The organism is uncultured Porticoccus sp. (assembly GCF_913061305.1).
Taxonomy (GTDB): domain Bacteria; phylum Pseudomonadota; class Gammaproteobacteria; order Pseudomonadales; family Porticoccaceae; genus Porticoccus.
Window position 1 is genome coordinate 15,898 of the sequence record NZ_CAJXST010000002.1, and the last position, 18,837, is coordinate 34,734.

Annotated in this window: 18 protein-coding genes; 9 read left to right on the top strand and 9 right to left on the bottom strand. The window is 56.5% G+C overall.

The window, feature by feature from the left end:
- Window positions 1-42: 42 nt before the first annotated feature.
- From QZ516_RS02160 to QZ516_RS02170, 3 genes are all read right to left on the bottom strand, one after another.
- A complete protein-coding gene (locus tag QZ516_RS02160; RefSeq protein ID WP_297185589.1) occupies window positions 43-939 on the bottom strand; it encodes a U32 family peptidase in 897 nt (298 codons plus the stop codon).
- 26 nt (window positions 940-965) lie between these two features.
- Window positions 966-1,961: a peptidase U32 family protein gene (locus QZ516_RS02165; RefSeq protein ID WP_297185592.1), complete on the bottom strand. Its 996-nt coding sequence runs from the start codon at window positions 1,959-1,961 to the stop codon at window positions 966-968.
- Between the two features lie 93 nt (window positions 1,962-2,054).
- Window positions 2,055-2,486 carry a universal stress protein gene (locus QZ516_RS02170; protein ID WP_272980788.1) on the bottom strand — a complete coding sequence of 144 codons (432 nt, stop codon included), beginning with the start codon at window positions 2,484-2,486 and terminating at the stop codon, window positions 2,055-2,057.
- A gap of 366 nt (window positions 2,487-2,852) precedes the next feature.
- Between QZ516_RS02170 and QZ516_RS02175 the strand changes: the two genes are divergently transcribed.
- From QZ516_RS02175 to QZ516_RS02195, 5 genes are all read left to right on the top strand, one after another.
- Window positions 2,853-4,325, top strand: coding sequence for a NarK family nitrate/nitrite MFS transporter (locus QZ516_RS02175; protein WP_297185597.1), 1,473 nt, complete (start codon window positions 2,853-2,855; stop codon window positions 4,323-4,325).
- 33 nt (window positions 4,326-4,358) lie between these two features.
- A complete protein-coding gene (locus QZ516_RS02180) occupies window positions 4,359-6,110 on the top strand; it encodes a bifunctional protein-serine/threonine kinase/phosphatase (protein ID WP_297185599.1) in 1,752 nt (583 codons plus the stop codon).
- A 62-nt stretch (window positions 6,111-6,172) separates the two neighbouring features.
- Complete coding sequence (gene moaB, locus QZ516_RS02185; protein WP_297186416.1) at window positions 6,173-6,709, top strand: molybdenum cofactor biosynthesis protein B; 537 nt, start codon at window positions 6,173-6,175, stop codon at window positions 6,707-6,709.
- Window positions 6,710-6,732: 23 nt separating this feature from the next.
- A complete protein-coding gene (gene glp, locus QZ516_RS02190) occupies window positions 6,733-7,938 on the top strand; it encodes a gephyrin-like molybdotransferase Glp (RefSeq protein ID WP_297185602.1) in 1,206 nt (401 codons plus the stop codon).
- 126 nt (window positions 7,939-8,064) lie between these two features.
- The gene (locus QZ516_RS02195) at window positions 8,065-9,462 is read left to right on the top strand and encodes an MBL fold metallo-hydrolase (protein WP_297185605.1); all 1,398 of its coding nucleotides are present in this window, start codon (window positions 8,065-8,067) and stop codon (window positions 9,460-9,462) included.
- On the opposite strand, the gene QZ516_RS02200 is transcribed toward QZ516_RS02195, so the two are convergent.
- The 5 genes from QZ516_RS02200 to QZ516_RS02220 all read right to left on the bottom strand — a co-directional run bounded on the left by QZ516_RS02200 (window position 9,463) and on the right by QZ516_RS02220 (window position 12,490).
- On the bottom strand, window positions 9,463-9,903 hold the full coding sequence (locus QZ516_RS02200; RefSeq protein ID WP_297185608.1) for an OsmC family protein: 441 nt from the start codon (window positions 9,901-9,903) through the stop codon (window positions 9,463-9,465).
- A 14-nt stretch (window positions 9,904-9,917) separates the two neighbouring features.
- On the bottom strand, window positions 9,918-10,379 hold the full coding sequence (locus QZ516_RS02205; RefSeq protein ID WP_297185611.1) for a molybdenum cofactor biosynthesis protein MoaE: 462 nt from the start codon (window positions 10,377-10,379) through the stop codon (window positions 9,918-9,920).
- Window positions 10,376-10,624, bottom strand: coding sequence for a molybdopterin converting factor subunit 1 (gene moaD, locus QZ516_RS02210; RefSeq protein ID WP_297185614.1), 249 nt, complete (start codon window positions 10,622-10,624; stop codon window positions 10,376-10,378). The genes QZ516_RS02205 and moaD overlap by 4 nt, the downstream gene beginning before the upstream one ends.
- Complete coding sequence (gene moaC, locus QZ516_RS02215; RefSeq protein ID WP_297186419.1) at window positions 10,621-11,100, bottom strand: cyclic pyranopterin monophosphate synthase MoaC; 480 nt, start codon at window positions 11,098-11,100, stop codon at window positions 10,621-10,623. Before moaC ends, moaD begins: the two co-directional genes overlap by 4 nt.
- 100 nt (window positions 11,101-11,200) lie before the next feature.
- Entirely contained in the window at window positions 11,201-12,490 is a 1,290-nt protein-coding gene (locus tag QZ516_RS02220) for a glycerate kinase (protein WP_297185616.1), read from the bottom strand.
- Window positions 12,491-12,595: 105 nt separating this feature from the next.
- Between QZ516_RS02220 and QZ516_RS02225 the strand changes: the two genes are divergently transcribed.
- Entirely contained in the window at window positions 12,596-13,165 is a 570-nt protein-coding gene (locus QZ516_RS02225) for a phosphoribosyltransferase family protein (protein ID WP_297185619.1), read from the top strand.
- A 5-nt stretch (window positions 13,166-13,170) separates the two neighbouring features.
- Here QZ516_RS02225 and QZ516_RS02230 read toward each other — a convergent pair whose 3' ends face one another.
- Window positions 13,171-14,073 carry a hydroxymethylglutaryl-CoA lyase gene (locus QZ516_RS02230; RefSeq protein ID WP_297185621.1) on the bottom strand — a complete coding sequence of 301 codons (903 nt, stop codon included), beginning with the start codon at window positions 14,071-14,073 and terminating at the stop codon, window positions 13,171-13,173.
- A 269-nt stretch (window positions 14,074-14,342) separates the two neighbouring features.
- Here QZ516_RS02230 and QZ516_RS02235 point away from each other — a divergent pair, with 269 nt between their 5' ends.
- Genes QZ516_RS02235 through QZ516_RS02245 form a run of 3 tightly spaced genes read left to right on the top strand, consistent with a single transcriptional unit; the run spans window position 14,343 to window position 18,589 of the window.
- Window positions 14,343-16,475 (top strand): TonB-dependent siderophore receptor, encoded by a 2,133-nt coding sequence (locus tag QZ516_RS02235; protein WP_297185624.1) that lies wholly within the window; start codon window positions 14,343-14,345, stop codon window positions 16,473-16,475.
- Window positions 16,476-16,490: 15 nt separating this feature from the next.
- Window positions 16,491-17,072 (top strand): hypothetical protein, encoded by a 582-nt coding sequence (locus QZ516_RS02240; protein ID WP_297185626.1) that lies wholly within the window; start codon window positions 16,491-16,493, stop codon window positions 17,070-17,072.
- A 2-nt stretch (window positions 17,073-17,074) separates the two neighbouring features.
- Window positions 17,075-18,589: a PepSY-associated TM helix domain-containing protein gene (locus tag QZ516_RS02245; protein WP_297185629.1), complete on the top strand. Its 1,515-nt coding sequence runs from the start codon at window positions 17,075-17,077 to the stop codon at window positions 18,587-18,589.
- Window positions 18,590-18,837 lie beyond the last annotated feature (248 nt).

The following is an 18,837-nucleotide window of genomic DNA, read 5'->3' on the forward strand; positions in this document are numbered from 1 at the left end:
CTGGTGCAGAGTCAACCGGCTCTGGTCGAGCGAAAAACACCATTACGTGAAGTCCATGCCCGGCTTGCCATACCAGTAGCCATTGCAAAATGTGGCTGCTTCCTGGTCACTGGCAATGAGTTGATTGCTGAGCGTTTCTCCTCGACGTATCCGGTCAAATTGCGCCAGCACCTGGAATGTGTTGCTGCTGTTTGGACTGATGCGAAGAATATCAACACCAATAGCTGCCATGTCATGGTATTCCGCCAGCAAATTGTGAATATCACCAGAGAGTGTCTGAATGCCATTCAGGGTAAATAGCGACGTATTTTCACGCGTGTGCACGGGAATACCGTCTGGATAATCCAGGCAACTCAGCTGGCAGTCATCCTTTGGCAGGTTGCGGTTGCGGGCGGTAAAACAGCGAGCGGAGTAGGCCAGTGGCAAATGCCCATAGCTGAATATTTCCGTTTGTACCTGTTGGGCAAAACCGAGCTGCTGAACTTCTTCGAGGATACCTTGCAACGTGTGGCGGCTCAGCTCTACCGGCATCACCCAGCGCATCATGCCCGCCTGTTGCAGGACACGCAGGCTGGCGCTGTTGTAGATATTGATGGACGGACCGGCGACAAATGGCAGATTTCGCTCCGAAAGCAGTTCCACCGCTGCCATGTCGTTGGCCTCCATCAGGCAGCCACTCTGATCGCAGAGCTTGCGCAAGGTTGCCAGGTCGGCACGTGACTCGATCAGTGCCAGGGTAGAGAGCACTACCTGTTTACCCGCCTCGGCCAGTGGTGCTGCCATTTCCAGCCACTCCGATGGGTGAACCTCGCGCCGCTTTGGGCAAACAGTTTCCCCCAGATAGACGATATCAGCGGGGGAAGCCAGTGCTTGGTGATAAAAGTCTTCCACCTGTTGTCGCGGCCAGTAATAGAAAATTGGTCCCAGGGACAATTGCATCGGTTACTCCCCGTTGTTGTGGGTGTTTATTGCCAGGGACGTGAGTAGGCGCCAAAGGTGGTTTGACTGCCCTCGGAAACCCTGGAAAGAGTATCGAACCACTCCCTGCGAGGGGTGAAGCATTCGCCGGCATTGTGATAATGATCCAGTGCTTCCCGCCACACGCTTACCACCTGCGCCACATAGGCGGGACTGCGTTGGCGTCCTTCGATCTTGATGGCCTTGATGCCGATCTCCGCCAGCTGGGGAATCAACGCCAGGGTGTTCAGGCTGGTGGGTTCCTCCAGGGCATGATAGGTCTGCTCTTCCACCTTGAAACGGCCTTTGCAGAGGGTGGGGTAACCAGCGTTTTCGCCGGCCTTGAAGCGGTCAATCAACACCCCGTTGAGGCGTGACTCCCGGCCACTGGCTGTCTCTTGCCAGCGCACCGCTGAAGCAGGTGAGCAGGCGCCACAGGTGTTGGGGGATTCGGCGGTGACATAGGATGACAGATGGCAGCGGCCCTCGGCCATGATGCACAGACTGCCAAAACCGAATACCTCCAGATCCACCGGACTGACAGCCGCCAGTTGCCGCACCTGGGACAGGGAAAGCACTCGCGGCAGCACGGCACGGCGAATGTCGAACCGGCGTTGGTAAAAGGATAGTGCGGCAGCGTTGGTGGCCGATCCCTGAACCGATAGATGCAGGGCGAGTTGCGGATGTCGTTCCCGGGCGTAGTCGAGTACACCCAGGTCGGCGACGATCAGTGCGTCAACCCCCAGGTGCGCGGCGCGATCTACCGCTGTCTGCCAGGCGCTCCAGTTGTGCGGTTGTGGATAGGTATTGATGGCCACGAATAACCGGACATTGTGCCTGCGGGCGTGTTCCAGGGCCTGGTCTGCCTTGCTGTCATTAAAGTTGAGGCCGGCGAAATGACGGGCGTTAGTGGCGTCCCGAAAACCGATGTAGACAGCATCTGCACCATTGTCCACGGCGGCCTTGAGTGCGGGCAGGCTGCCCGCTGGACAGACGAGTTCCATGGTCGATCCTCTGGGTAATAAAAAAACGTCCGACTGAAATGGACCGGACGTAAAATCCCTGGAGTAGGGGTGAAAGCTTGGTGTTAACAGGCACTAATTTGTCACCGGCACCAGTAAGACCTTCTGCCGGGCCCGGTGAATCACGCCGGGGGCTGTTCCGCCGATCAGGGTATCGTAGAAAGGGCTGTGACCGTGGTTGCCGATGACGATCAGGTCTGCCTGTAGACGGTCCGCAGCCTGTATCAATTGATCGACGGGCTTCCCTTCCAGCATGACTGCACGGCAGTTGATACCCCGGGCAGACAGGTCATCGGCCATGTTCTTCAGCCGTGTCAACGCCTCATCGTAGGACAGCTGTATTTCTTTCTTCAGCTCTTCATCAGTGGCACCTTCCATACCCGGTAATTCAGTTTCCACGGTTGCCAGAATCAACACGGCACGGTACTGCATAGCCAGATCGATGGCCGCATCGAGCACACTCTCTGCATTTGAATCCAGGTCGATTGCCGCAAGTATGGTTTTCATGGTGCAACTCCTTGGTTGACCTAAAAATGGCATAACAAATTCTGCGGTGCCTGCCTCAGCTTGCAATTGATGTACGTCAAGCGTGTCCCCGAAGAGGTTCTTCTCTTAGGGGGTACCACTAAATAGACGGGTTAAGGCAGGTTTTGGGTTGCCGGCCATGGTATTTGGCTATCTATCTGAAATTCATGAATTATTTATGATTTTTTAATTACCTCCTTGGTGGTATTAGCAGGCGAGCAGGTCTTTTTTACAAGCTTCGCCCGATGACCTGGATCAACTGTCATACCGCAACCTCTAGGTAGATTCGGCTCATCAGTCCCGGTTGTCGTTTTACAGTCAGATACAGTTCCCGCGAGGAAAAACACCATGTCCCAGGCAACAATCAATTTACTGGACCTCAAAGATCCGAAAATCAGGATGCTGCATATTACGTGGTTCGCCTTTTTTCTCAGTTTTGTCGTCTGGTTCAGCCATGCCCCAATGCTGGCGGTAATCAAGGAGGCTTTTGACCTCACCGGAGAGCAGGTCAAGGCACTGATGATTCTCAATGTGGCCATGACCATTCCCGCCCGGATACTGATTGGTATTCTGGTAGACAAGTTTGGGCCACGACATATTTTCAGCGGTTTGCTGATACTTTCCGGCGGTATCTGCCTGTTGTTTGCCACGGCCACCAGTTATGAACAGTTGGCGTTATTCCGTTTTCTGCTCGGCTTTGTCGGTGCAGGATTCGTGATTGGCATTCGTATGGTCGGTGAGTGGTTTCCGGCCAGACAGGTGGGCTTGGCGGAGGGTATATACGGTGGCTGGGGTAACTTCGGTTCTGCGGCCGGCGCCATGGCGCTGCCTACCATTGCCCTGATGTTTGGGGGTGATGACGGTTGGCGCTATGCCCTGGGTCTTACGGGTGTCGTCGCTTCCTTCTATGGTGTGTTTTACTACCTGAAAGCTCGCAATACGCCAAAGGGTTCCACCTATTTCAAACCGAAAAAATCCGGTGGCCTGGAAGTCTCCAGCTGGGGAGATTTCTGGTTTTACCTGGCGATGAATATCCCGATGTACATCGCTCTGGCGGTACTGACCTGGAAATTGTCTCCGTCCAACCTGGGACTGCTCTCCTCGGGAGGGGCCGGTGGTATCTACATCGGTCTGGTGCTGCTCTATCTATTCCAGGTGTACCAGATCTGGAAAGTGAACCACGAACACCTGAAACAGGGTGTCCCGGAAATGCAACGTTACCAATTCAGGCAGGTGGCGATTCTCGACGGGTCCTATTTTGTTACCTTCGGTTCCGAGCTGGCGGTGGTCTCGATGCTGCCATTGTTCTTCCTGGAAACCTTTGAGGGACTCGACCCAGTCAAGGCTGGGCTACTGGCCTCAGGATTCGCTTTCATGAATCTGGTGGCACGTCCCGGTGGCGGCTGGCTGAGTGACAGGTTCGGACGTCGGAAGACCCTGATGATTCTGATTTCCGGGCTCGCCGCAGGCTATTTCCTGCTTAGCCATATCAATGGCACCTGGTGGATTTTTCTGGCGGTTCTCGCCACCATGTGCTGTTCGTTCTTTGTCCAGGCGGGGGAGGGTGCCGTGTTTGCCATGGTGCCGCTGGTACAGCGGCGCATGACCGGCCAGATCGCTGGTATGGCTGGAGCCTATGGCAACGTTGGTGGTGTGACCTATCTGACCATTCTGTCGTTTGTCGACTATCAAACTTTTTTTCTGCTGATTGCCGCTTCCGCTGTTCTGTTGTTTGTAGGTGTGATTTTCCTGAAGGAGCCTTCCGGCAAGATGGCCGAAGTATTACCTGATGGAACAGTGGAGCTGATCGACGTAAGCTGACATGGCAACCAACGTGACGGAGAAGGTGCATACGTGAGTCAAGGGGGCATTGAAACAGGAAATGTTTTCCGGGCCACTGTGGGGTGTTGCTCCGATGCAGGCGTCAAACCGGTCAATGAGGATGCCGTGGGCTATCGTATTCCCGACGATCACCTGCTCAATACCAAAGGCATCGTTGTGGCGCTGGCAGACGGCGTCAGCACTGCCGAGGCGGGCAGGGAGGCGGCGGAGCTGTGCATTCGCTCGGTGCTAAACGATTACTATACGACCCCGGAGACCTGGAGTGTCAAACATGCTATTCAGAAAATTCTCACCCCGCTGAATCGTCAACTTTATAGCCTGGGGCACGAAATCCACAATGAGGCGCGGGGTTATGTCACCACCCTGAGTGTGCTGGTGATCAAGTCCCACCTGGGCTACCTGTTTCATATCGGCGACAGCCGTATCCACCGCCTGGCGGCAGAGGACGGACAATTAACCCAGTTGACCCGGGATCACACGGCGGGTATTTCCACCGAACAGAATTACCTGATCCGCGCCATGGGTATGGATACCAGCCTCAATGTGGATGCCAGCATTGTCACCCTTAAGCAGGGTGACATTTTTCTGCTCACCAGCGATGGGGTACACGACTTCCTTTCCATTGAAGCGTTGCGAGGACTGATCGAGCGCCATCCGGAAGATTACCAGCGCGCCTGTCGTACCATTGTTGCTGCTGCGCGGGCCGCCGGCAGTAATGACAACCTCAGTTGTGTGCTGCTGCGTGTCGATCACCTGGCGCTGGAGAATATCGAGGACCTTAACGAGCGGTTGACCCGGCTGCCGTTCCCGCCTGATCTGTCCCCCGGACTGAAGATTGATGGCTACGAAGTGTTGGCAGAAATGTATGCCAGCGAGCGAACTCAGCTCTACCAGGTGCGGGACCTGGACACTGGTGCGGAGCTGGTGATGAAAACCCCGTCGCAGAATTACTGTGACAGCCCTGCCTATATTGAGCGCTTTATTATGGAGGAATGGATCGGTCTGCGGGTCGACCATCCCAATGTGGTCAAGGTGATCGCCCCGAAAGGGGAGAGAAAATTTCTCTACTACCTGATGGAACTGGTGCCGGGCTTGCCCTTGGACCAATGGCTGGAACAGCATCAGGAGCGCCGTCCGAGGGACCTGATCGCGCTGGTGGAGCAAATCGCTGCCGGCCTGGAGGCGCTGCACGAGAAGGAAACCGTGCACCAGGATCTGAAGCCCGGCAACATTATGGTGACGCCGGACATGGAGATTCGCATTGTTGATTTTGGCTCGGTGTATGTTCCCGGCATTCATGAAATCTTTACGCCGATGACCCGCGAAGTGGCACTGGGCACCCTGGACTATGCTGACCCCGCCTACCGCTTCCGTATCAACACCGGCATCCGTGGCGATATCTATTCCCTGGGCGTGATTGTCTACGAAATGTTTACCGGCTTTTTGCCCTATGGTCACCGCATGGAAAAATGCCGTTCCCGGGAAGACTTCCTGCGGCTGCGCTACATTCCGAGTTACCATCACCGGGATCTGATTCCGTTTTGGTTTGACCGGGCGCTGGAAAAGGCTGTGTCCATCGAACCGGAACAGCGTTACGAAACCCTGCAGGGTTTCCTTCGGGACCTGAAACAACCCAACCCGGAATTTCTCAAGGAAGACCCGCAGCGTCCGGTGGAGAAGGATATGCTGCTATTCTGGAAAATGCTTTCCTTTGTATTATTCGGGTTGCTGATCATTTCGCTGCTGGTGTCCGCCTCCCGCTGATGGTTTCCACAGCCCACGCGGATCTGACCCGAATCAACCGAACTGAAGACAAGAGAGAATTTATGTCCCACGCCGCCAAAGAATTTGTCCCCCTGCACATCGCCGTCCTCACGGTTTCCGACACTCGCACGCTGGAACAGGACAGCTCCGGCCAGTTGCTGGTGGACCGTCTTTCCGAAGCCGGCCACGTGCTGGCGGACCGGGTACTAGTCCCCGACGATATCTACCGTTTGCGTGCTGAGGTGTCCCGTTGGATTGCCGACCCCCAACTCCAGGTAGTGCTCGTGACCGGCGGCACTGGCTTCACTGATCGGGATTCCACTCCGGAGGCGCTGCTGCCACTGTTCGACAAACAGGTGGAAGGCTTTGGCGAGCTTTTCCGGCAAATTTCCTTTACCGAGATCGGCACTTCTACCGTGCAGTCCCGTGCGGTGGCGGGCCTGGCCAACCGCACGCTGGTGTTTTGTATGCCCGGTTCCACCAATGCCTGCCGCACCGCCTGGGACAGGATCCTCGGAGAGCAACTGGATGCCCGCACCCGCCCCTGCAATTTCATTCCTCATGTGGCGCGGGTTGCTGAATGCGAGGGCCGCTCATGAACTGTTGTGACCGATCTGGATTAATGACTGTCGAAGAGGCGCTGGAGCAGCTTTTGGCCGCGGCACAACCACTGTCGGATACCGAAACCGTATCTTTGATGCAGGCCCTTGGTCGAGTGTTGGCTGCTGACCAAGAATCGCCGGTAGATGTGCCGCCGGCGGACAACAGTGCCATGGACGGTTTCGCCCTGCGCTTTGCCGACTGCAATACCGGCGAAGAAACCACCTTGCCGATCAGTCAGCGCATTCCGGCGGGTGCCGTGCCAGAGCCGCTGCAACCGGGTAGTGCCGCTCGTATCTTCACTGGCGCGGAAGTGCCTCCCGGTGCCGATACTGTGGTGATGCAGGAGCAGTGTCGTTGGGATGATGCCCGGGTGACCCTGGCCGCCGATATCAAGTCCGGCACCAACATACGCCCCACCGGACAGGATATTCACTGCGGCGCCACTGTGTTGGCCCGGGGCCGCCGCCTCAAACCCCAGGACCTCGGCCTGCTGGCTTCGGTCGGTATTGCCGAGGTGCCAGTATACCGGCGCCTCAAGGTCGCTTTGTTGTGTACCGGCGATGAACTGGTGGAACCCGGCGAGCCGCTGCCGCCGGGACATATTTACAACTCCAACCGCTTTACCCTGATGGGGCAGTTGCAGGCACTGGGTTTCGATTATGTCGATCTGGGCAGGGTAGCGGATACGCCAGAGGCTACCGAGCAGGCGTTGCGCAGGGCCGCTGCCGAGGCCGACTGTATCATCAGCAGCGGCGGAGTCTCTGTGGGTGATGAGGACCACGTCAAGGGCTGTGTCGAGAAGCTGGGCAGCCTGGATCTGTGGCGCATGGCCATCAAACCCGGCAAGCCGCTGGCGTTCGGTCAGGTGCAGGGCACCCCCTTTATCGGCCTGCCCGGCAATCCCGCCTCGGTATTTGTCACCTTCGCCATTGCCGCGCGTCCCTATTTGTTGAAAAGCCAGGGGGCCAGTGATTACCTACCCACGCCAATTCCCGTGATTGCCGGATTCAGTCGACCGCATGCGGCGAAACGTCAGGAATACCTGCGCGCACGGCTGGTTCAGGATGCGCAGGGGAAGGTGCGTGCCCAACTGGCGGGCAGCCAGAGCAGCGGCGTGCTTTCCAGTGTTTCACAGGGCAATGGCTTTGTGGTGCACCGTCTCGGGGAAAGCATTGATGAGGGCAACGCCGTACCATACCTATCGTTTTCCGATCTGCTTTTCTAGTCACCCCTCTCCAGCCATTCCCCGCTGACTTGATCTGAATTCTATGAAGCCGGGGAGGCGGCTTCTATAATCAAAAGTAAAGCAGTCCCGGCGAAGGGTCGGGGCAGAAAATAAGGAAAGGGCACTATGGGCAATCGGGTGACTCTGGCATTTTTGGGTGCCGCCAACACCGTAACGGGTTCGCGTTATCTTATTGAGGTAGATGATCGGCGGGTGCTGGTGGACTGTGGATTGTTTCAGGGCTACAAGCATCTGCGGGAGCGCAACTGGAAACCCTTTCCGGTGGATCCCGGTACAATTGAAGCGGTGTTCCTTACCCATGCCCATCTGGATCACAGTGGCTACCTGCCGAGATTGGTCAAAGACGGTTTTAATGGGCCGATTTACTGTACCCAGGCAACCCGTGACCTTTGTAAGATTCTGTTGGCCGATTCTGCTCATCTGCAGGAGGAGGAGGCGGAATACCGCAATCGCCATCAATACAGCAAGCATCAGCCAGCCCTGCCGCTCTATACCCGACAGGATGCGGAAAAGGCCATGGAGCAATTTGAAGTGGTGGGATTCAGTTCCGTGGCAGATGCGCGTGCAGGCGAGTCGACTGCGACGGTGACCATGGGTGATATCGAGGCCAGTTTTTATGCCAATGGCCATATTCTCGGCTCCGCCTTTCTGGATGTGCATGCGGGCGGTCGGCATATTCTTTTCAGCGGCGATGTGGGCCGCAGCAATGACCTGATAATGCGGGCACCGGAACTGCCAGTATCCTGTGATTACCTGGTGATTGAATCCACCTATGGCAATCGTCTCCATGACAATCGCGATGTCTGGGACGTGGTATCTGAAATCATTAATGACACGGTGTCTGCGGGTGGCTCCGTACTGATCCCGACCTTTGCCGTAGGGCGTGCCCAGGCCATGCTTTACCTGATTACCGAGCTGCGGCAGCAGGGAAGAATTCCCTATTTACCGGTCTTTCTGGATAGCCCCATGGCGATCAGTGCCACGGAGGTCATGCTTCGGCACCACCGCTATCACCGTCTGAACAAGGCTTCCTGCCAGCAGCTGTCACGGGATGTCACCTTTGCCCGAACGGTGGAGGATTCGATTGCCATCAATCGGGTGCATGTGCCGGCCATTATTCTCTCGGCCAGCGGCATGGCAACGGGTGGTAGGGTGCTGCATCATCTGCAGCGAATGCTCGGTGACCATCGCAATACTGTAATGTTTGCCGGTTATCAGGCACCGGGTACCCGGGGTGCCCGCCTGGTGGGGGGCGAGAAAAAGATCAAGATTTTCAATCGCTACCATGAGGTGAAAGCGCGGGTGGAATGTCTGGATTTTCTCTCTGCCCATGCCGACCGGCTGGAGTTGTTGCATTGGTTGCAGCAAATGCCCGCCGCGCCAAAACGCTGTTTTGTCACCCACGGTGATGAAGAGGCAGCCGACCAGTTTCGTATCAGCATTGGCGAAGAGCTGGGTTGGGATGCCTGTGTACCGGACATGGGCGACAAGGTGAAATTGTAATCAGGCCTGACTGACCCGCACGTCCGCAGTGAATTGCTTCTCGCTTGACAGGGAGTTGCTGACAAAGCAGTTTTGCTCTGCCTTGTGCAACAATTTCTCGGCTTTTTCCCGATCTTCCCCGTCAGCAATCGTCAATTGGGCGAGGGTGCTGATCCGGGTAAACAGTACTGTCTTTTCCACCTTGTCCAGAACACCTTCACTGGTGCATTGAATTTCCAGCCAGTCCAGACCGGCTGCACGGGCGATGGACCTGAAGGTCAGCGCCAGGCAGTTGGCCACGGCACCCAGCAGCATTTCTTCCGGGGTCCAGGTGTTGCCGGGCCCATCAAAATCCAATGGCGCAGCGACTTCGAGTGTGCAGTCATTTTTCAGTGTGGTGGCAAAGTTGCCCTGGGCTGTGCCGTAGGTCATTGCCTGGTACTGATGGGGTAGTGGTTGCATAAACGGCCTCTGATTCAGTTGTGCTGGTCCCAGCGCGCATTGCGCTGTTGGTCAGTCTGTTTTGCTTCAACCCATTGAGTGCTGCCATCCCGATAGTATTCTTTCTTCCAGAACGGCGCGTGGGTTTTCAGGTGATCCATAATAAATTCACAGGCGTTGAAAGCCGCTTCGCGATGGATACTACTGACACCGACGAAAACAATTTGATCACCGGGCAACAGGTCGCCGATACGGTGCACAATGCGGATATCGATCAATGCCCAGCGTTGTGCGGCCTGTTCGGCCGTCTGTTGCAGGGAGGCCTCAGTCATACCGGGGTAATGCTCCAGGTGCATGAAGCCCAGCGGTTTATCGCCGGTGTCGCGCACCTGACCGGTAAATATTGCGATACCGCCCACGTCAGTTCTGTCGGCCTGTAACTGACGAATTTCCTGGCCGGTATCAAAGTCTGCGGCCTGTACCGCAATGGTTATCATCCGCCGGTCACCGGGGGGAACAGCGCCACTTCGTCGCTGTCCTCCAGCAATGTGTCACGGGTGGCCATGGTCTGGTTGACGGCGTATAGCAATGAGCCTGCACTGAGTGCCTGCTGCCATTCTGGTCCGCGCTGTTTTAGGTCTTCCAGTAATTCAGCAATATTATTTGTCCCGGGAGCCACCGGCACCTCGATCTCGCCAGTCCCTAATTGCTCCCGTAGATTGCCAAAAAAAAGAATTTTCATGGGTTCGCTTTCCAATGGCCGGATTTTCCACCCGCCTTTTCCAGCAGGCGGGTGGATTCAATCACCATAGCGCGGTCCACCGCCTTGCACATATCGTAGACAGTCAGCGCCGCCACCGAGGCGGCGGTGAGCGCCTCCATTTCTACCCCGGTTTTGCCGTCCAGGCCACAGCTGGCGGTGATGCGCAGTTGGTTGCTGTCCTGCAGCAGTTCGAATTCCACCTTGATGGAGGTGAGCATCAGCGGGTGGCAAAGGGGGATCAGATCGGCACATTTCTTGGCGGCCTGAATGCCGGCGATACGCGCCACCGCCAGAACATCGCCCTTTTTGTGGCCTCCGCTGCCAATCAATGCCAGAGTTTCCGATTGCATCCGTACCAGTGTTTCAGCCGTGGCCTCGCGGTGGGTAACGGCCTTGCCAGCCACATCCACCATGTGGGCATTGCCCTGGTCGTCCAGGTGGGTCAGTTTGCGCATGTCGCTCAAGGGTGCACTCCGCGATAACGATTCAGTGTGATCAATCATTTGATGTGATCATAGTCTAGCGCAACTGGAGCGGAAAACGCATTGCATCAGATCAAAGGGTTGTTTCTGAGGGCATTATCAGAATAGCCCGGAAATCATTGACATTGGTGCGGGTGGGACCGGTGATCAGCAGGTCTCCCAGATCCCTGAACAGGGGATAACAGTTGTTGTTTTTCAGTTCCTTGCGGATATCCCAGCCCCTTTCCCGGGCGCGCTGCCAGGTTTCCGGGCTGAGGATGGCTCCGGCATTATCACCGGTCCCATCGATGCCATCGGTATCCGCTGCCAGGGCGTAAATGCCGGGGGTGCCCCGCAGTGCGTTCGCCAGCGCCAACAGGTATTCGCCATTGCGACCACCCTTGCCATCGCCTCGAACAGTGACGACCGTTTCACCGCCGGAAAGTATCACGCAGGGCGGTGAAACCGGGCCGTTTCCTTTCGCGATAGTCAGCGCCAGCGCCGCATGCTCACGGGCGACATCACGGGATTCACCGGTGATGTTATCCCCCAGCAGCAGGGTGTTGAACCCGGCCTGTTGTGCCTGTCTGGCGGCAGATTCCAGTGATTGTCCGGCACTGGCAATGATCCGATAGTCGTGGTTGCACAGTCTTGAATCGCCGGGCTTCGGGGTTTCCGAGTCGGGATTTTTCAGCCATGCGGCAATTGTTTCGGGTATCGGAATTCGGTATTTGTGCAGTATCGACAGTGCCTCTGAAGAGGTGGATGGATCCGCTGTGGTGGGGCCGGAAGCGATGGTGGCGGGATCGTTTCCGGGTACGTCGGATACGGCCAGAGTCAGCAATCGGGCTGGCGTGCAGGCCAAGCGGAGGCGACCGCCCTTGATGGCGGAAAGGTGCTTGCGAACGCGGTTGATTTCATCGATTGTTGCACCGGATTTCAACAATGCCCGATTGATGCCCTGCTTATCGGCCAAACTGATTCCCGTGGTGGGCAGGGCCAGCAGGGATGATCCGCCACCGGAGATCAGACAGATGACCAGGTCATCTGCGTCCAGATTCGCAACCAGTGCCAGTATCCGTTTGGCCGCCCGCTCACCCATGGCATCCGGTACCGGGTGACCGGCTTCGATCACCTCAATCCGTTGGAGTGGTTTACTGTGACCATAGGCCGTCACCACCAGCCCGCGCAACGGGCCGGACCAGTGTTGTTCAAGACAACTGGCCATCGAGCAGGCGGCCTTGCCCGCACCGATCACCAGCGCAGACTGAGTCCGGTTCGCCGGTAAAAAATTAGCCAATACCCGAGTCGGTTGGGCGGTTGCTACCGCAACATAAAACAGCTCGGTCAGCAGGGTGCGGGGATCCGGATCAACAATATTCATGCTCGGGCCAGAGAGGGATGGATTGGACATGCACTCATCATCCCACTGGTGTCTGGTCTGTGAAAGTGGATAATCAGGCGTTGTTTCATGGCCCGGGGAAATAGTGTGTCAGCCAAACAGTACATCGCCGCCCAGCAACTGCTCGACGATTCCTTCAGGTTGGGCTTGCAGGTGCTGGAAAGTGGTTTCCGCCCGCACTTTATCATTGGCGTCTGGCGGGGTGGGGCCCCGGTGGGGATCGCGGTTCAGGAGCTGTTGGCCTATTTTGGTGTGGAGACGGATCACATCGCCATCCGCACGTCTTTTTACACAGCGCCCGGCGAACGGGCCAAGGCGGTACGGGTGCATGGCCTGGGCTATGTGATTGACCATATCCGCAAAGCCGATTCACTGCTGATTGTGGATGATGTTTACGATACCGGATTGAGCCTGCAACAGATTGTGGCGGAGATCCGGCAGGACTGCGGCGATAATCCGCCAGAAATTCGCCTGGCGACGCCCTATTTCAAACCGGCCAATAACCGCACTGACCGGGTGCCGGACTATTACCTGCACGAGACGGACCGATGGCTGGTATTCCCCCACGAACTGGCGGGGCTTTCAGCACAGGAGTTGCTGAAACACAAACCCGGTATAGCGGCGTTGCGGGAAAAACTCTCGGCCCTAGGCAAATAGTCAGATCAGTTTCTGGACAATTTGGCCCTGGCCACTTTGGAACCGGGTTCCCGGCCCAGTTGTTGGCTGATATAGGTTCCTGCGGCGATGATTTTATCCAGATCGACCCCGTGTTCAATGCCGAGTCCGTTGAGCATATAGACCAGGTCTTCCGTGGCCACATTCCCCGATGCCCCTCTGGCGTAGGGACAACCGCCCAGTCCTGCCACGGAGCTGTCTACCACCGCCACACCCAGCTGCAATGCCGTATAGATATTGACCAGTGCCTGACCGTAGGTGTCATGGCAATGAACGGCCAATTGCGGGATCGGCACAATCTCGCTGACTCCTTCAATTACCCGGCCGATACTGTCGGGAGTGCCCACACCGGTGGTATCCCCGAGGGAAATCTCGTAACAACCCATCTGTAACAGCCTTTCGGCAATCTGCGTCACCCGCTCCACGGACACATTTCCTTCGTACGGGCAGCCTGCGATGCAGGAGATATAGCCGCGCACCCGCAGATTGGCCGCCTTGGCAGCAACCATCACCGGGGCAAAGCGCTCCAGGCTCTCGTCAATCGAGCAGTTGATGTTCTTCTGGCTGAAGGTTTCCGAGGCGGCGGCAAAGATGGCCACTTCGCTAACCCCTGCCGCCAGTGCGCGCTCGAACCCGGTCAGATTGGGGGTCAGGGCTGCGTAGATGGTATCCGGTTGACGCGCAATCCCCTGAAACACCTGCGCACTGTCAGCCATCTGCGGAACCCAGCGCGGATTGACGAAGCTGCCCGCTTCAATGTAGCCCAGCCCTGCTTCGGCGAGCCGCCGGATCAGTTCAATCTTGACGGCCGCGCTGACTGGTCGGGATTCATTCTGCAGGCCATCTCGTGGGCCGACTTCGACAATACTGACCTGTTTCGGCAGGGTCATGGGCTGGCTGTGTCCTCTATCTCATTGGTTGTCATATCTGCCAGTGTCTGTGCTCGCCAACGGGCGAGGGAAGTTTTTATGGCGGTATAGCGGTGTGCTGAGTCATTGTACGGCAAGCACTGAATCCTTTGGTATGACGAAGTGGCGTCTGTTTCGTCGGTACTGAAAACCTTATTTGATTTATTTGAGATTGCGAATCGTTATCATTACCAGTATTATTCCCGTTTTGATATTTCTGCCGATCAAGGTAGAACAATTTGGGGAGAATTATGCGTACCACACTGAACAGGTGCTGGCAGCCGTGTGTGCTTGCCGCCGCCATCGCCTTCGTCAATGGTGCTTATGGAGTGGGCGTCACGGAGAATCAGGAGGACGAAGGAGAATCCCCCACCATTGAGCTGGTAGAGGTGAGAGCGGTGCAGTCCAGTAGCGACTACAGCGTACCCACCATGAATACCGCCACCAAGTTCGGTCTGTCCGCCTTCGAAACCCCGCAATCGGTGTCAGTGATCACCCGTGCCCAGATCGATGATTTTGAGCTGGATAACATGAATGACGTGTTGTCGCTCACTACCGGTATCAATGTGGAGTCGGTGGAAACTGACCGCACGTACTTCACTGCACGGGGTTTTGATATTACCAATTTCCAATACGATGGTATGGGGCTGCAGGTACCCGATGGCAATATCAGTGGGGATATCGACACTTATGCCTTCGAGCGGGTGGAAGTGGTGCGCGGTCCCAATGGTCTGATGACCGGTGCCGGCAATCCCTCCGCCACGGTTAACATGGTACGAAAACGCCCCACTGACGATTTGCAGATCCAGACATCCGCGAGCGCCGGTTCCTATGACCACACCCGTGTTGAGAGTGATATTTCCGGACGCCTGGGCGAGCGAGTGAGGGGCCGGTTCGTCACTGCCTGGCAGGATAATGAGTCTCATCTGGACCGTTATGCTCACGAGAAATCTCTGGTCTATGGTGTGGTGGATGTGGAAATTACCGATGCCACCCTGCTGACGCTTGGCTACACCTGGCAGAGAAACAAGTCGGACAGCCCCATGTGGGGTGCGCTGCCACTGCTGTACAGCGATGGCTCGGAGGTCAGTGTCGACCGCAGCACCAGTACTGCCACGGATTGGGCTGGCTGGATTTCCAAAGAGGCGCAGGCCTTTGCTGAAGTGGTCCACGACCTGGGCAATGGTTGGCAGGTTAAAGGTACTTACACCTACATCAAACACAACGAAGATGCCGACCTTTTTTATGCCTTTGGCACACCGGACCGGGAGACCGGGCTCGGCTTGTATGGCTATGGCAGCGATTACACCGAACACAACACCATGGACCTGTTCGATGTCTATGTCAGTGGCCAGTACCAGTTGGCCGGCCGCGAACACGACCTGGTGCTGGGATATAGCTGGTCCGAAAGTGTGGTGGACAACTTTTCCTATATGGATGATGACTTTCCCGCCATGCCGGATTTCCGCACCTGGAACGGCTCCGGTATCGATATGAACCTGCGCGACATAGTGCGCGGCGGCGGCGATTACAAGGACCGGCAGCGATCCATCTACGGAGCCACCCGCTTGTCGATTACCGACAAGCTGAAAGTCTTGCTGGGTGCGCGGGTCAGCGATTGGGACACCTCCGGCGAGTCGTATGGACTCTCCCAGGATTCGAAATATTCCGGCGTTACCACTCCTTACGCCGGAGTGGTCTACCAGCTTCTGGACAATATGGCTCTCTACGCCAGTTACACCGACATTTTTACCCAGCAGACCGAGGAGGATATCAACGGCAGTCGACTTGATCCGCTGGAGGGTCGCAGTTACGAAGTGGGTGTGAAGAGCGAGTTGCTTGCCGGTCGCCTGCTGCTATCGGTTGCAGCGTTTGATATCGAACAGGAAAATTTGGCTGTATCCGCCGGATTCAACCCGATGACCGGCGATGAATACTATGAAAGCTCGGATGGTATTTCCAGCCAGGGTTTCGAAGTTGAACTGGTCGGCGAAATAACCAGAGGTTGGGATGTCATGGCCGGCTATACCAACTTCGATATGGACGCCAATCAGCAAACTGACGAGAACGTCATTCGCTTTACCCCGGACAAGACTTTCAAACTGGCCAGCAGTTATCGCCTGCCCTGGTTGCCCGCGCTAAAAGTGGGGGTGAGTGTCAAATGGCAGGATGAGACATCGCGGATAGACAGTGGCGCCGAAGTGATCCAGGACAGTTACAAGCTGGTGGACTTGTTTGCCAACTACGACCTGAGCGACAACCTGAGGCTGAGCCTCAACGTCAAAAATGTTACCGATGAGAAATATTTCACCAGCTTGTATTGGGCACAAAGTTATTACGGTGCGCCGATTACGGCCACAGCCTCTATTAACTGGCGTTACTGAGTCCGGGGGTAGTTTGTGAATTCCTGGTTTGTCGCCTCTATATCGCCGGTGGCACTGCTGCTGGCGGGACTGCTTTCCACAGCGGGGATGGTTCTGCTGTACCTCTGTTGGCGTCGCAAAAATGGTCCGGTGTGGCTCTGGCTTGCCTGGGGAATCATCGTGGTTTCCATTTGGCCCTGGCAGCAGGCGCTCGGCTTTGATCGTGGCCTTGCGGTGGCCCCTCTCTGGTCGGCACTGGTGGCGTTCCTTCTCATTGCCGGGGGGGCGAATTGGCGAGCGGCGCTGCGACCGGCCGTTATTCACACGGGCAGAGCCCGCCCGGGCGAACAGAGACCATGGGGTCATCGGTTGTTGCGTTGGTTGCTGGCGGGTCCCCTGTTTCTACTGGCGACAATCGGGCTGGTGATGGGCTGGTTTGCCCAGTCGCAATGGAGTGACGCCAATCGGCTGGTGGGCGCTGCGCTATTCCTGGTGATTCTGTGGCCGCTGGCTATTGTGTGGAGCAGTGCCGACCCGCGACTGTGGCGACCGTTGTTGGCCTGTGTCGCGGTGTTGATATTGGGTGGTTGTGCCTTACTTTACAGGGTGGGTGGTTGATTATGGCAAGGGGAAATGGTGCCCGATCGGCATTTGTGAAACTCGCTCTAAACGGTCACTCGGGGTTGGGTCTGGCATTATCGGCACTGCTGTATATTGTGGTGTTCAGTGGTTCTGTCGCGGTGTTTTATCCGGAGTTTGAGCGCTGGGAACAACCCGCTGTGCCCGAATTTACCGAGTGGCAGCCGGGTGCCATCAGCCGTGCAGCCAGTGCCATAATGGCGCTGGAGGCGAAACGGACGGAGGAACCGCCGGACCACCTGTTTATTGCCTTGCCCTACACCGATATGCCCCGCTTTGTGGTGCATGCCGGTGAAAGTGGGGCTTTTGCCGATCCCGCCGGGCGGCTAGGTGCGCCGGTTAATCATGAATGGACTCATTTTCTCACCGACCTGCATTTGCGTCTGTCCCTGCCCTCTGTATGGGGGTTAACCCTGGTTGGCATACTCGGGGTGGGACTGGTGGCTCTGGTGATAGGTGGTATTTTGGCTCATCCCAATTTGCTAAAAGATGCCTTTTCCCTGCGCTGGTCGGGATCAGCCCGGTTGCGGTTGGCAGATGTGCACAATCGCCTCGGGGTATGGAGCAGCCCATTTGCATTAGCTCTCGCCATTACCGGCGCCGTGATCGGCTTGTCACAGGTCCTCGGTTTTGTGGTGGCGACCCTGTTCTTTGAGGGCAATACCGATGCAGCCACAGAATCGCTGTTTCTCTCTGACCCCAAACCCACTGGTGAAGCCGCGCCACTGGCCAATGTGTCGGCTGCCCTGGAGACAGTCCGCTCGCTCAGCCCCGAAATGCAGCCCAATATGATCATTGTCCACGAGCCGGGCACAACCGCCCAACGGGTAGAAGTCGGTGCTCTGGTGCCGGGCCGTCTGGTCTGGAGTGAGTTTTACGCACTGGATGCCGAGGGCCGACTGTTGGAAAGCGCCGGGTGGTCCGATGGGGAGCCCGGTGTTCAGGTATATGCATCGATGTTTCGACTGCATTTTGGCCATTTTGGTGGGTTGTCAGTGCAATTGCTCTACCTGTTGCTGGGCGCAGGACTCTGTACCTGTGTTGCTGCTGGCGGCAGTATCTGGCTGGTGCGACGGCGGCAGAGAGGTATGCCATACCCCCGACTGGAAAGGGCCTGGGTGGGCATTGTATGGGGGACACCACTGGTGTTGATCCTGTCGGCTATCGGCTGGTTCGGCTGGGCCTTGCAGCCACTTTATACTTTCTGGATAGGGCTGTTTCTGTGCGTGGCTATTGCCGTGGTGAGCGGGGATAGGGTCTATCTTGCGACCGGTTTGAAGGTATTACTGGTGATGGCCATATTGGTGCTATTGTTCCTGCACGTTGCGCTGTTTGGCCTTGATGCCGTTGGTCCGGCCGCACGGTTGATCAATGGGCTATTGGTGGTTTCCGTGTTGTTGGTGTCCCTGCGAGTGTGGGTGGAGCTGCGATGGATTATCCGCGATGCGTCAACAACATTGCCTCTGAGAAGCAGTGGGCAGGCAGCCGATTCATAAGCTGATTACTCCCTTCTGATGGCGGGATTTTTTGACGGTTTACCCACTACCAATGAAAACACACAGTGAATCCAATCATATTGTGCGGGTGGTTGCAGATAATAGTAGCAATAGCCAACTATTGAAGAGGAGAACAGGGACACGCGACAGCCTCTCACCGCCAGGCCAACCTCGACAATACGGCCTTTTTTGGGCAGGATCATGGTGTTTTAGCCAAGCTGTGTGGATAACCAGCCCCAACGTTACTG